8 protein-coding genes are annotated in these 14,838 nt (G+C 65.9%); 4 read left to right on the forward strand and 4 right to left on the reverse strand.

The window, feature by feature from the left end; translation table 11 throughout:
- Window positions 1–101 precede the first annotated feature (101 nt).
- The 4 genes from BLR25_RS04660 (at window position 102) to BLR25_RS04675 (ending at window position 5,536) form a co-directional block, all read left to right on the forward strand.
- Entirely contained in the window at window positions 102–1,391 is a 1,290-nt protein-coding gene (locus tag BLR25_RS04660) for a dicarboxylate/amino acid:cation symporter (protein ID WP_091934365.1), read from the forward strand.
- Window positions 1,392–1,482: 91 nt separating this feature from the next.
- Window positions 1,483–3,351, forward strand: a complete 1,869-nt coding sequence (locus BLR25_RS04665) for a sensor histidine kinase (protein ID WP_245715470.1) — start codon at window positions 1,483–1,485, stop codon at window positions 3,349–3,351.
- Between the two features lie 13 nt (window positions 3,352–3,364).
- Complete coding sequence (locus BLR25_RS04670) at window positions 3,365–4,708, forward strand: sigma-54-dependent transcriptional regulator (protein ID WP_091934370.1); 1,344 nt, start codon at window positions 3,365–3,367, stop codon at window positions 4,706–4,708.
- A gap of 60 nt (window positions 4,709–4,768) precedes the next feature.
- The gene (locus tag BLR25_RS04675; RefSeq protein ID WP_091934373.1) at window positions 4,769–5,536 is read left to right on the forward strand and encodes a molybdate ABC transporter substrate-binding protein; all 768 of its coding nucleotides are present in this window, start codon (window positions 4,769–4,771) and stop codon (window positions 5,534–5,536) included.
- Between the two features lie 15 nt (window positions 5,537–5,551).
- Here the strand turns inward: BLR25_RS04675 and BLR25_RS04680 are convergent, their stop codons facing one another.
- Genes BLR25_RS04680 through BLR25_RS04695 form a run of 4 tightly spaced genes read right to left on the reverse strand, consistent with a single transcriptional unit; the run spans window position 5,552 to window position 14,650 of the window.
- A complete protein-coding gene (locus BLR25_RS04680; protein ID WP_218122626.1) occupies window positions 5,552–6,985 on the reverse strand; it encodes an efflux transporter outer membrane subunit in 1,434 nt (477 codons plus the stop codon).
- 19 nt (window positions 6,986–7,004) lie between these two features.
- Window positions 7,005–10,142, reverse strand: coding sequence for a multidrug efflux RND transporter permease subunit (locus BLR25_RS04685; protein ID WP_091934381.1), 3,138 nt, complete (start codon window positions 10,140–10,142; stop codon window positions 7,005–7,007).
- Window positions 10,143–10,148: 6 nt separating this feature from the next.
- A complete protein-coding gene (locus tag BLR25_RS04690) occupies window positions 10,149–13,295 on the reverse strand; it encodes an MdtB/MuxB family multidrug efflux RND transporter permease subunit (RefSeq protein ID WP_091934384.1) in 3,147 nt (1,048 codons plus the stop codon).
- Window positions 13,292–14,650, reverse strand: a complete 1,359-nt coding sequence (locus BLR25_RS04695; protein ID WP_091934387.1) for an MdtA/MuxA family multidrug efflux RND transporter periplasmic adaptor subunit — start codon at window positions 14,648–14,650, stop codon at window positions 13,292–13,294. The genes BLR25_RS04690 and BLR25_RS04695 overlap by 4 nt, the downstream gene beginning before the upstream one ends.
- Between the last annotated feature and the right edge of the window lie 188 nt (window positions 14,651–14,838).

Raw genomic sequence — 14,838 nt, forward strand, 5'->3', positions numbered from 1 at the left:
AACTGGCATAAACCGTGCTCTAATGAATTGTGCTGCAGGTCGGGCTGCTCTGGTCGGCCAGCAACCTTGTGTGTAAAACAATTTAACTTAGGAGAGTGTCAATGAAGCAACATACCAAGTTGTTGCTGGGCTTCATCTTCGGCGTAGCCCTCGGCCTGATCGGCTTTTACTATTTCCCGGCCAAGGAAATGGTCTTCATGGGTCGGGTGACCGAAGTATTCACCTTCGTCGGTGCGATCTTCCTGCGCATGATCTTCATGGTGACCATTCCGCTGATCCTCGCCGCGCTGATGCTCGGCACCATGGAACTCAGCCAGGGGACGGGCGGTTTCGGCAAAGTCGGTAGCCGTTGCCTGATCTTCACGGTCGTGCTCAGCGGCATCGCCGCCTGTATCGCGCTGTTCACCACGAACACCCTGAAGCCGGGTGCCGGCCTCGTGTTCGACAAGGCTGCGCTGGCTGCGAACTCTGGCGTGCTGACCATCGCCAAGAACGCGACCGCGGCGAAGGACAAGCCCTGGTTCCAGTACCTCGTTGACCTCCTGCCGCAAAACCCGATCGACTCGGCGGCACGGGCCTTCCAGGGCGAAATCATCGCCATGATGGTCTTCGCGCTGTTCTTCGGCTGGGCACTCAGCACGGTCATCAAGGAAGAAAATCACCCGATGACCAAGGTCCTCGACGCGATCTTCCAGGCCTGCATGAAGATCATCGCCGTCGCCATCCAACTCGCGCCGGTCGCCATCTTCTGTATCGTCTTCAACACCGCCTACCGCATGGGCGCCGGCTTCCTCGGCAACGTCGCCTACTTCGCGTTCGTCGTCGTGCTCGGTCTGCTCATCCAGTTCTTCGTGGTGTACAGCATCGTCCTGATCACGATCGGCAAGACCAATCCGTTCGCCTTCTACAAGCAGTGCCGCGAGGTCTACGTCTATGCCTTCTCGACGGCATCGTCGAACGCCACGCTGCCGGTCGCGCTGAAGTGCGCCACGGACGTGCTCAAGATCCCGCCCCGCATCGCCCGCTTCGTCATCACCATCGGCGCGTCCGCCAACCAGAACGGTTCGGGCCTGTATGAAGGCGTTGTCGTGCTGTTCATGGCCCAGGTCTTCAGCGTTGATCTGACCGTCGGACAACAGGTCCAGGTCGTTCTGATGTCCATGCTCGCCGGTGTCGGCACGGCCGGTATCCCCGGCGGTTCGCTGCCGCTGATCGTGGTGCTGATGGTTAACGTCGGTGTTCCGGCCGAAGGTATTGGCCTGATCCTCGGCGTCGATCGCTTCCTCGACATGTGCCGTACGACCCTGAACGTTGCCGGTGACCTGGTCATCGCCAAGCTGATCACGGAATCGGTCGGCCAGGAAGCCATCGACCAGCTTCACGCCTCCTGATTTTCCAGGAATACGCAAACGCTTCAAGCAACGGCCCCGGGGCAACTCCGGGGCCGTTTTTTCACTCAAGACACCTGATCCGACGACGATCTTGACCCTGAGACAGCACCTGCAGATCCGCCACCCGCTGCGCCTGACGGCCCTCGTCAGCGCCTGCGCGCTGCTGATTGCCATGATCGCCTTCGCGACCTACCGCATCAGCCAGCAGATGGGCCTCGCCGAGATGCAGATCACCGGCCGGCACCGGCTCGACCTCTACGCCGCCAGTCTGGAACGGGAGATCGTCAAATACGCCTACTTCCCCTCGACGCTGGGACTCGAACAAAGCGTCCTGCAATTGCTTACCCACCCCAACGACCCGAAGCTCGTCGCCAAGGTCAACAGCTTTCTCGAACAGGTCAATGAACGCGCCGGCACGCTATCGATCTACGTGATGGACAACAAAGGACAGGTGCATGCCTCCAGCAACTGGCGCCGTCCGGACAGCTTCATCGGCGAAGACCTGTCATTCCGCTCCTATTTCCGCGACGCCATGGAAACCGGCACCGGCCGCTTCTTCGGCATCGGCACGACGCGCAGCGAACCCGGGTACTACCTTTCCTCGGCCGTCGAAAACCGCAACGGCACGCTCGGCGTCGCCATCGTCAAAGTCAGTCTCGAACAACTCGAAAAATCCTGGACGACCGTCGAGACGCCGGTGCTCGTTTCCGACGAAAATGGCGTCGTCATCCTCACCTCGGTCCCCGACTGGAAATTCACGACGCTGCTGCCGCTCGACGACAGGACGCGCACAGCCTTCGACCGCACGCAGCAGTACAACCGCCGCGCCCTGCAATCGCTCGGCGTGCGCGAGATCAGCCGGCTCGGCAACGGCGCGCGCCTCGTCAATGTCGCCCGCCACAAGCAGGAACTCGTCTCGCCCTACCCGGTATCGGGCCGCTTCATGGAACAGTCGCTGCCGCTGCCCGGGACCAAATGGTCGCTGACCGTATTCACCCCGCTCGACGCCGTCGACGACATGAGCACCACGCGCGCCGCCGTCGCCGCCGTCTCGACGCTGCTGCTCTGCATCCTCGCCTTGCTCGTCAATCAACGCCGCCGTCATCTGCGCGACCTGCTCGCGGCGAGCCAGGCGCTGCAGAAAGCGCACGACGAACTCGAACGCAAGGTGGCGGAGCGCACTGCCGACCTGTCGTCGGCCAACCGCCAACTGCAGGAGGAAGTCGTCGAGCGCGTGCGCGCCGAACGCAGCCTGCGCGCGACCCAGGACGGCCTCATCCAGGCCGGCAAACTGGCGGTCATCGGCCAGTTGTCGACCGGTATCGCCCACGAACTCAACCAGCCGCTGGCAGCGCTGCGCACGCTGTCGGGCAACACCATGCGCTTCCTCGAACGCGGCGACGCGACGACGGCGCGCTCCAATCTCGAACGCATCGCCCAGATCGTCGATCGCATGGGCCAGATCACCGGCCAGCTCAAGGCCTTTGCCCACAAATCGAGCGGCCGCCCGCAAGCCGTCGATGTGCGCCAGGTCGTCGCCCATGCCGTCGCATTGCTCGACCAGCGCCTGAAAACCAGCGCTACCGAAATCCGCACCGATTTCCCCGACAGTCCGCTCGAAGCCTGGTGCGACCCGAACCGCCTCGAACAGGTCCTGATCAACCTTCTCGGCAACGCCCTCGACGCCATGGCCGGACTGGCTTCGCCGCGCATCGACATCAACGGTTGCGAAGAAGGCATGATGATCCGCCTCGAAGTGCGCGACCACGGCCCTGGCCTCAGCGACGAGGCGCTGGCGCGGCTGTTCGAGCCCTTCTACACGACCAAGGAGGTCGGCGTCGGACTCGGGCTCGGACTCACCATTTCCGCCGGCATCGTCAGCGACTTCGGCGGCACACTGACCGGCGACAACCACCCCGATGGCGGCGCCTGCTTCACGCTCGTCATTCCAAAGTCATAGCACTGAATCCATCATGACCGACACGCTCAAAGTCCTCATCATCGAAGACGACCCCGATGTCCGCCTCGGCTGCGAACAGGCGCTCCAACTCGAAGGTATCGCCACCGAGGCCGTCGACAGCGCCGAGGCCGCCAAACGCCGCGTCGGCCCGGACTTCCGCGGCATCATCGTCAGCGATATCCGTCTGCCGCGCATGGACGGCATGACCTTCCTGCGCCAGATCATGGCGCTCGATCCGGAACTGCCGGTCGTCCTGATCACTGGCCACGGCGACATCTCGATGGCCGTGCAGGCGATGAAGGATGGCGCCCAGGACTTCATCCAGAAGCCCTTCCCGCCCGAATATCTCGTCGAGGTCGTCCGCCGCGCGCTCGAAAAGCGCCAGTTGATCCTCGAGAACCGCGAACTGCGCCACCGGCTCGAAGGCCGCGAGCAGATCGAGGCCCGCCTGATCGGCGACTCCGGCGCAATGAAGCGCGTGCGCCAGCTGATCGCCGGGCTCGCCGACAGCGCCGCCGACCTGCTGATTCAGGGCGAAACCGGCACCGGCAAGGAACTCGTCGCGCGCTGCCTGCACGAAGCGAGTCCGCGCCAGACCGGAAACTTCGTCGCCATCAACTGCGGCGGCCTGCCCGAAACGCTGTTCGAGAGCGAAATTTTCGGCCACGAAGCGGGCGCCTATACCGGCGCCAGCAAGCGCCGCATCGGCAAGATCGAGCACGCCAACGGCGGCACGCTCTTCCTCGACGAAATCGAGAGCATGCCGATGCCGATGCAGATCAAGCTGCTGCGCGTCCTGCAGGAACGCTCGCTCGAACGCCTCGGCTCGAATACCACGATTCCGATCGATTGCCGCGTCATCGCCGCCACCAAGGAAGACCTGCTGGCGCTCTCGGAACAGGGCCGTTTCCGCAGCGACCTCTACTACCGCCTCAGCGTCGCGACGCTGATGCTGCCCTCGCTGCGCGAACGGCGCGAGGACATCCCGCTGCTGTTCCAGCACTTCCTGATGCAGGCCGCGGCACGTCACGGACGCCCGGTGCCGCCAACCGACGCGGCGCGCAGCAACACCTTGCTCGGCTACCACTGGCCCGGCAACGTGCGCGAACTGCGCAACGTCGCCGACCGCTGCGTCCTCGGCATCGAAGCCAGCGCCCCGCCCTTCGGCAACGACAGCGACGACAAGCCGCGCCCGCTCTCGGAGACGGTCGAAGCCTTCGAGCGCGCGCTGATCGCCGACGCGCTCAAGCGCCATCAGGGGAGCCTCGCGCGCAGCGCCGAAGCGCTTGGCATTCCGAAGACAACCCTGCACGACAAGATCCGCAAGTACGGATTGTCGGACACCGGCACCGCCTGAACGGCGACGAACGATCCGACGCCGGCACGGTCCGAAGCCCATCACCCTCAGGAGTCCGCCATGAAACGCCTGCCGAAACTCTCGCTGCTGTTGTCGCTGTGGATCACCCTGCCCTTGGCCTGCGCCCTGCCCGCCGCTGCCGCCGACATCAGCCTGCTGAGCGGCGGCGCCGTCGAACCCGGCATCGTCGCCTTCGCCGCGCTGGTCAAACGTGAACTCGGCCACGACCTGAAGATCCAGTTCAATACCGCACCGCAGATCGCCAAACGCCTGGCCGCCGGGGAAACCTGGGACATCCTCGTCTCGCCGCCGGCGGTGATCGACGCGGCGCAGAAGGACGGCAAGATCCTTGCCGACGGCCGCACCCAGGTCGGACGCGTCGGCGTCGGCATCGTCGTGCGCGAGGCGCTGCCAGCACCGGTCATCGGCTCGGCCGAAGCGCTCAAGGAGGCGCTGATGCGTGCCGACTCGGTCGTCTATAACTCGGCCTCGACCGGACTCTATCTCGACCGGCTGTTCGCACAACTCGGGCTGAGCGACGCCCTGCGCCCGAAGACGACGCGCTACCCGGACGGTGCCTCGGTGATGGAACACGTCATCCACGGCAAGGGACAGGAGATCGGCTTCGGCGCCATCACCGAGATCGGCCTCTATACGAGCAAGGGCTTGCGCTACGTCGGTCCGCTGCCGGCCGAAACGCAAAATTACACCCGCTACGATGCCGCCATCATGACCGGCGCCAAGCAGGGCAGCGCCGCCGCCGACGTGCTCAAGCTGCTGGCGACGCCGGCCGCGCGCGCGGCCTTCACCGCCGCCGGCATCGACTGAGCGCCGACGCCGGTTCTACTCGCGGGCCGGCAAGCCGTCCCAGTCGCCGCCCAGCGCCTTGAACAGCGCCGCCGCCGCGACCAGGCGGCGACCGCTGACATCGACGACGCTACGGTCGGCCGACAGCGCCGCCGTCTGGTTCGTCACGACATTCAGATAACTGACGGTGCCGGCCTGGTACTGGTTCTGCGTCAGCCGCAAGGCTTCGGCGGCAAAGCCCGCCGCTTCGCGCTGGACGCCGTCTTCCTCCGCGAGCACGCGCAGCGCCGCGAGATTGTCCTCGACCTCCTGGAAGGCCGTCAGCACGCTCTGACGGTACGTTGCCACCGTTTTGTCATAGGCAGCGAGGGCCTGTTCCTTCACCGCCGACCGGGCGCCGGCATCGAACAGCGTCAGCGCCAGCGCCGGGCCGAGCGACCAGAAACGGTTGGGTAGCGTCGTCAGTTCCGACAGGCTGGTCCCCTGATAACCACCGCTCGCGCTCAGCGTCAGCGCCGGGAAGAAGGCGGCCTGGGCAACGCCGATCTGGGCGTTGGCCGCCGCCGCCCGGCGTTCGGCACCGGCAACGTCGGGACGACGCTCCAGCAGGCGCGCCGGCAAGAGTTCCGGCAAGGCCGGCAGACGCGGCAGAGCGCCGGTCGGCGCGATCGAGAAATCGGCCGGCGCCTTGCCGACCAGCACGGCAATGGCATGTTCGTACTGCGCCCGCGCCACCTTGAGGTCGACGGCCTGCGCCTCGGTCGTGCGCAGTTGCAATTCTGCCTGCGCCACATCGATACGCCCGGCGACGCCAACCTCGAAACGGTTGCGCGTGATCTCGAGCGAGCGGCGATACCCCTGCGCGGTTTCTTCGAGCAAACGTCGCTGCGCATCGTTGACGCGCAACTGCAGGTAGTTCTGTACCAACGTCGCCTGCGCGCTCAGCTTGGCCGCCTGCAGGTCGGCGGCGCTGGCCGCGACGCTCGCCCGGTTCGCTTCGACGTTGCGCGAGATGCGCCCCCACACGTCCGCCTCCCAGCTTGAGGTCAGCGTCAGACGATCGGTGTTCTTGATCGGCGTCCCCGGCGATACCGTGCTGCCGCTCGTCGTCGTGCTCGACACGCCCTGCGCGCGCGAGGCCGTGAAATTGCTGCCGAGCGTCGGAAACCACGCGGCGCGGGCGGCACCAAGCACGCCCTCGGCCTGGCGGAATTGCGCGGCGGCGGCGAGCACGTTCTGGTTGGAAAGATCGACCTGTTCGACCAGGGCGTTCAACTCGGCATCGCCGAAGCGCGCCCACCAGCGTCCGGTCGGCGCATCGTCGGCCGGCTGCGCCGGTTTCCAGTCGCGCGATTCCTTGAAGGCGGCCGGCAGCGGCGCCTGCGGACGCACATAGTCAGGCCCGACGGCACAACCACCGAGCAGGGCAAAAACGCAGGCGGCGATCAGGCAAGGCTTCGTTCTCATCATTGCGCATTCCATCCGAAAATCATGGCAAAACCTCCGCCGCGGCCGAGGCGGCACGGCGGGCCAAGCGCGCGGCGCGGCGGCGTTCGCGCCACAGGCGCAGGCGGTCGAGCGAGAGATAGACGACCGGCGTCGTATAGAGCGTCAGCAACTGGCTCAGGATCAGGCCGCCGACAATCGAAATACCCAGCGGCTGACGCATCTCGGCGCCGTCACCGCGTCCGAGCATCAAGGGCAAGGCCCCGAACAGCGCCGCCATCGTCGTCATCATGATCGGCCGGAAGCGAAGTAAACAGGCTTCGCGGATCGCGTCGCGCGGATCGAGGCCACGCTGGCGCTGCGCCTGGATGGCGAAGTCGATCATCATGATCGCGTTCTTCTTGACGATGCCGATCAGCAGGATGACGCCGATCAAGGCGATGATCGAGAAATCGGTCTTGAAAGCGAGCAGCGCGAGAATCGCGCCGACGCCGGCCGAGGGCAGCGTCGACAGGATCGTCAGCGGATGCACGAGGCTCTCGTAGAGCACGCCGAGCACGATATAGACGGCCAGCAACGCCGCCAGGATCAGGACCGGCTGGCTGCTGAGCGAGGCCTGGAAGACCTTGGCCGTGCCCTGGAACGAGCCGATCAGCGTCGCCGGCGCGCCAAGGCGCTGCATCGCCGTATCGATCGCCCGCGTCGCCTGCGACAAGGACACGCCAACCGGCAGATTGAAGGAAATCGTCGACGCGGCGAACTGCCCCTGGTGATTGACGGCCAGCGGCGTCGAGGTCGTCTCCCAGCGCGCAAAAGCCTTGAGCGGCACCTGCACCGTTCCGCCGGCGGCGGTCGTGCCAACGACATAGACATCCTTGAGACTTTCCTGACTCTGCCAGTATTCCGGCGCCGCCTCCATGACGACGCGATACTGATTGAGCGGGTGGTAGATCGTCGACACCTGGCGCTGGCCGAAGAGATCGTTGAGCGTCGCGTCGATCAGCCGCTGGTTGAGACCGAGCCGGGCGATCGCGTCGCGATCGACGACGAGGGAGGTCTGCAGGCCCTTGTCCTGCTGGTCGGTATTGACGTCGGCGAGTTCCTTCAACCCGCTCAGCGCCGCCCGTACGCGCGGCTCCCAGGTACGCAGCTCCTCGATGGTGTTGGCCTGCAAGGTAAACTGGTAGAGCGCGTTGGCCGCGCGGCCGCCGACACGGATGTCCTGGACCGGCTGCAGGAACAGGTTGGCGCCCGGCTCCTGCGCCAATTTGCGGCGCAGGCGGCCGATCACCTGGTCGGCCGAGACGTCGCGTTCCGAACGCGGCTTGAGCGAGACGAACATGAAGCCGGAATTGCGCTGGCCACCGCCGGTGAAGCCGATGACACGCTCGACCGCCGGATCGCTGCGCACGATGGCAATGAAACTGGCGAGCTTGTCGCGCATCGCCTGGAAGGAAATGCTCTGGTCGGCCTGGATGTTGCCAACGATGCCGCCGGTATCCTGCTGCGGGAAAAAGCCCTTCGGCACAATGCTGTAGAGATAGATGTTGAAGGCGATGGTGCCGAGCAACAGAAGCAGCATCAGGCGGCCGTGCGCCAGTGCCCAGTCGAGCGAACGGCGGTACCCGGAAAGCATGGCCGCGAAGAGGCGGCCGCTGCCGGCCGGAGCCTCCTTGGCCGCCGCGTTCCCGGCCGGCCCGCCACGCCGACGCAGCAGGCGTGCGCACATCATCGGCGTCGTCGTCAGCGAAATGACGAGCGAGATGAGGATCGCGGCCGACAGCGTGAAGGCGAATTCGCGGAAGAGGCGGCCGACGATGCCGCCCATCAGCAGGATCGGAATGAAGACGGCGATCAGCGACAGGCTCATCGACAACACCGTGAAACCGACCTCGCGCGCGCCCTGCAGCGCCGCCTGGAAAGGTTCCATGCCGTCCTCGATATGGCGCGAGATGTTCTCGAGCACGACGACGGCATCATCGACGACGAAGCCGGTGGCGATCGTCAGCGCCATCAATGACAGGTTGTTGAGGCTGAAGCCGGCGAGATACATGATGCCGAAGGTGCCGACCAGCGAGACCGGCACAGCGACGATCGGCACCAGCGCGGCGCGCGCGTTGCGCAGGAAGAGGAAGACGACGAGCACGACGAGCGCGATCGAAATCATCATCGTGCGCTCGACCTCGATGAGCGAGGCGCGGATCGTCGGCGTGCGGTCATTCGCCACCTCGAGATCGATCGTCGCCGGAATCGAGGCACGCAACTGCGGCAGCAGCGCCTTGACGGCATCGACGGTCTCGATGATGTTGGCGCCCGGCTGCCGGTTGATGATCAGCATGACCGCCGGCTTACCGTTGAAAAGGCCGGCGTTGCGCACGTCCTGCTCGGCATCCTCGACCTTGGCGACATCCGACAGGCGCACGGCGGCACCGTTGCGCCAGGAAACGACGAGCGGCATATAGTCGGCGGCCTTCATCGCCTGGTCGTTGGCGACGACCTGCCAGTGCCGGTCGCCCGATTCGAGCGCGCCCTTGGGCCGATTGGCGTTGGTCGCGACGATCGCCGCGCGCAGATCCTCGACACCGATGCCGGCACGCGCCAGCACGCCCGGATTGACCTCGACGCGCACCGCCGGCAACGAACTGCCGCCGACGCTGACCTGCCCGACGCCTTTCACCTGCGCGATCTTCTGCGCCAGGATCGTCGACGCCGCGTCGTACATCTGGCCGCGCGTCATCGATTCCGACGTCATACCGAGGATGAGCACCGGCGCGTCAGCGGGATTGACCTTGCGATAGGTCGGATTGCTCGGCAGTCCCGTCGGCAGGAGGTTGCGCGCGGCGTTGAGCGCCGCCTGCACGTCGCGGGCAGCACCGTTGATCTCGCGATCGAGGTCGAACTGCAGCGTGATGCGCGTCGAGCCGAGCGAACTCGTCGAGGTAATCTCGGTGACGCCGGCGATCGTGCCGAGCGACCGTTCGAGCGGCGTCGCCACCGTCGCCGCCATCGTTTCCGGACTCGCGCCGGGCAAGGACGCCTGCACCGAGATCGTCGGAAAATCGACCTGCGGCAAGGGCGAGACCGGCAACAGGCCGAAGGCCAGCGCACCGAACAGCGCAATGCCCACCGTCAGCAAGGTGGTGGCCACCGGGCGCCGGATGAAAGTCGTCGAGATGAACATCGCCGTTCAGTGCGCCGAATCGACGTCTTCGAGAGCGTCGTCAGAAACGAAACGGCTGTGGATGCGACGACCGAAACGCCGCGCCAGCCGATCGAAGGCGAGATAGATGACCGGTGTCGTGAAGAGCGTCAGCACCTGGCTGACGATCAGGCCGCCGACCATGGTGAGACCAAGCGGATGCCGCAATTCGGCGCCAACGCCGGTGCCGAGCATCAGCGGCAAGGCGCCGAGCAGCGCCGCCATCGTCGTCATCAGGATCGGCCGGAAGCGCAACAGACAGGCCTCGAAGATCGCCTCGCGCGGCGTCTTGTCCTGCTCGCGTTCGGCTTCGAGCGCGAAGTCGATCATCATGATCGCATTCTTCTTGACGATGCCGATCAAGAGGATGATGCCGATGATCGCAACGATGTCGATGTCGGCACCGGCCAGAAGCAGCGCCAGCAAGGCGCCGACGCCGGCCGAGGGCAGCGTCGACAGGATCGTCACCGGATGCACGTAGCTCTCGTACAGCACGCCGAGCACGATGTACATGACGACGATCGCCGCGAGGATCAGCAGCAGCGTATGGTCGAGCGAAGCCTGGAAGGCCTTGGCCGCCCCCTGGAAAGCGGTCTGCACGCTGGCCGGCGGATCGAGTTCCTGCTGCGCCGCCATGATCGCCTTGACGGCATGGCCGAGCGAGACGCCGGGCGCCAGGTTGAACGACAGCGTCGCCGCCGGGAACTGGCCGATGTGATTGACCGACAGCGGCATTGTCCGTTCGGAAATCCGTGCGATCGCCGAGAGCGGCACCGGCACGGCCGATCCGCTCGTCGTCGAGACGAGATAGAGATCGGCCAGCGACAGCGGATTCTGCTTGAATTCCGGCTTGACCTCGAGGACGACGCGATAGAGGTTCGACTGCGTGAAGATCGTCGACGCGATGCGCTGCCCGAACGCGTTGTAGAGCAGATTGTCGATCGCCGAGACACTGATGCCGAGCCGGCTGGCGCTGGCGCGATCGATGTCGACGTAGGCCTGCAGACCCTTGTCCTGCACGTCGCTGGCGACGTCGACGAGTTCCGGCAGGCGGCGCAGACGCTCAAGCAGCTTCGGCACCCAGACGGCAAGCTCGTCGGGATTGGCGTCCTCGACGCTGTACTGGTACTGCGTGCGGCTGACACGGTTCTCGATCGTCAGGTCCTGCACCGGCTGCAGATAGACGGAGATGCCAGCCACCCCGGCGAGCCTCGGTTGCAGGCGCCGGATGATGGCACTGGCATCGGCGTCGCGTTGCGCTTTCGGCTTCAGGTTGATGAGCAGGCGACCGCTGTTGAGCGTGGCATTGGCGCCATCGACGCCGATGAAGGACGACAGGCTATCGACGGCCGGATCGGCAAGCAGCGCATCGACGACCGCCTGCTGCCGTTCGGCCATCGCCGGGAACGAGATCGACTGCGGCGCCTCGGTCACGCCCTGAATGACGCCGGTATCCTGGACGGGGAAGAAACCCTTGGGCACGACGAGGTAGAGCAACACGGTCAACGCCAGCGTGGCGAAAGCGACGAAGAGCGTCGCCGCCTGGCGGTCGAGCACCCAGGCCAGCACCTTGCCATAGCCGGCGATGATCGCGTCGAAGACCGCGCCGCTCCAGCGGAAGAAGCGGCCCTGCTCGGCTTCCGGCGTGTGATGCAGGAGGCGTGCGCACATCATCGGCGTCAGCGTCAGCGAGACGGCCGCCGAAATCAGGATCGCCACCGCCAGCGTGATGGCGAATTCGCGGAAGAGGCGACCGACGACTTCGCTCATGAACAGCAGCGGAATCAGCACGGCGATCAGCGAGACCGTCAGCGAAATGATCGTGAAGCCGATCTGCTGCGCCCCCTTGAGCGCCGCCTGCAACGGCGACTCGCCCTCCTCGACGTAGCGGGCGATATTCTCGATCATGACGATCGCATCATCGACGACGAAGCCGGTGGCGATCGTCAGTGCCATCAGCGTCAGGTTGTTGATCGAGAAGCCGGCGAGGTGCATGACGCCGAAGGTACCGACCAGCGACAGCGGCACGGCGACGCTCGGGATGATCGTCGCCGGCACGTTGCGCAGGAAAACGAAGATGACCATGACGACCAGCGCGATCGAGAGCAGCAGTTCGAAGCGCACGTCGTCGATCGAGGCGCGGATCGTCGTCGTCCGGTCGGTCAGGACGCGCACGTCGACCGACGGCGGCAGCGCCGCCTGCAGCTGCGGCAGCAGGCGCTTGATGCGATCCACCGTCTCGATGACATTGGCACCGGGCTGGCGCTGGATGTTGAGCACGATCGCCGGCTGCTGCCGGCCGCCGACCGCCGCCCAGGCGGCCAGGCGGGCATTCTCGGCGCCATCGACGACGTCGGCGACATCGGCGACACGGATCGGCGCGCCGTTGCGCCAGGCGATCACCAGTTGCCGGTATTCGTCGGCCGAGCGCAACTGATCGTTGGCATCGATCGTCGAGGCGCGCGTCGGGCCGTCGAAGCTGCCCTTGGCCGAATTGACGTTGGCGGCGGCGATCGCCGTGCGCAGGTCCTCGAGATTGAGCCCGTTGGCGGCAAGCGCCTTGGGATTCGCCTGCAGCCGCACGGCCGGACGCTGTCCGCCGGCGAGGCTGACGAGACCGACACCGGGCAGCTGCGACAACTTCTGCGCCAGCCGCGTATCGACGAGATCCTCGACCTTCGGCAGCGGCAGCGTCTGCGAGCTGATCGCCAGCGCCATGACCGGCGTGTCGGCCGGATTGACCTTGCTGTAGATCGGCGGCATCGGCAGGTCGGTCGGCAGGAAGGAATTGGCCGCGTTGATCGCCGCCTGCACCTGCTGCTCGGCCACGTCGAGGCTGACCTCAAGCGTGAACTGAAGCGTGATCACCGAGGCACCGCCCGAACTCGTCGATGACATCTGGTTGAGGCCGGGCATCTGCCCGAACTGGCGTTCGAGCGGCGCGGTAATTGAAGAGGTCATGACATCCGGACTGGCGCCCGGATACAGCGTCGTCACCTGGATCGTCGGATAGTCGACCTCGGGCAGCGCCGACACCGGCAGGAAGCGGTAGGCCAAGAGGCCGGCCAACAGAATGGCCAGCATCAGCAGCGAGGTCGCGACCGGCCGCAGGATAAACTGACGCGAAGGATTCATTCGCGGCCCTTGGCGTCCGCCGGCGCGGCTTTCGTCGCGGCCGAATCCGGGGCGCGGCGTTCGCTCCCCTCGGCCGGCGCGCCCTCCGGCGGCCGTTTGCCTTCGCCACGACGCGCACCGCCCCGCTCACCCGCCGGCTTGCCACTCGCCCCACCCACCTGGCGCGACTCGGGCGTCATGATCTCGACCTTGGCATCCTGGCGCAGCTTGTCGGCGCCATCGACGACGACCTGCTCGCCCGGCGCCAGGCCCTTCTCGATGGCAACGACGTTGGCATTGCCGGCGCCGAGCGTCACCGGCCGCACGGCCACCTTCTTCTCGGCGGGGTCGATGACATAGACGAAGGTCCCCGGCGTCCCGCGCTGCACGGCGGCAACCGGCACCAGCGTCGCGCCGCGACGGGTGTCGACGCGCAATGCGGCGTTGACGAACTGGTTGGGGAAGAGCGCCTGATCGTCGTTGGCGAACTCGGCCTTGAGCTTGACCGTGCCGGTCGTCGTGTCGATCTGGTTATCGACCGAGGCGAGCTTGCCGACCGCCAGCCGCGTCTTGTTCTCGCGATCCCAGGCCTCGACCTGCAGGGTCTCGCCGGCGTTGATGCGCTGCAGCACCGCCCCGAGGCTGTCGGCCGGAATCGAGAAGACCAACAGGATCGGCTGCGTCTGGGTGATGACGACGATGCCGGTGGTATCGCTGGCCTTGACCATGTTGCCGAGATCGACCTGGCGCAGGCCGAGCCGGCCGGAGATCGGCGCGGTGATGCGGGTGAAATCGAGTTGCAGCCGCGCCGTGTTGAGGTTGCCCTGATCGGCGAGCACGGTGCCGCGATACTGTTTGACGAGCGCTTCCTGCGCATCGAACTGCTGGCGCGCGATCGAATCCTTTTCGAGCAGCGCGCGGTAGCGCTCGAGGTCGATCAGCGCATTGGCGAGCAGCGCGTGATCGCGCACCAACTGGCCGTTGACCTGTTCGAGCACCGCCTGGAAGGGACGCGGATCGATCTCGGCAAGCAGTTCGCCGGCCTTGACGATCTGCCCCTCGTGAAAAGCGATGCGCACCAGTTGGCCATCGACGCGCGGCTTGACCACGGTGGTGTTGCGCGCCGTCACGGTGCCGAGCGCGTTGACGATGACATCGATATCGCCGCGCACCGCCTCGGCCGCCATCACCGGCACCGCACGGCCATCCATGCCGCGCCGACCGCCGGGGCCACCGGGGCCGCCCGGCCCACCCGATCCGCTCACCGCCGCGCCAGGCGCGCCGGCTTGCCACGGCAGACCATACAGTCCGTAATAGGCGGCGGCACCTGCCACCAGCAGGACACCCGACAGCGCCCAGACGGTTTTCTTCTTCATGTCTACAGTCCCAGACAATCCCGTCCGATTCGCACGGCATACCAACGGGGCATACCTGAACGGCGCGAAAATACCGGGCGGTCAACAGAGTGCCACTATAGCAAACGCAACGGCACCGGTTACCGGAGTGGAATATTTTGCAACGATTGCGCCCGGCGCCCGTCACGCCGCGAGACAGCGGGACAGGC

This window comes from Propionivibrio dicarboxylicus (genome assembly GCF_900099695.1).
Lineage (GTDB): Bacteria > Pseudomonadota > Gammaproteobacteria > Burkholderiales > Rhodocyclaceae > Propionivibrio > Propionivibrio dicarboxylicus.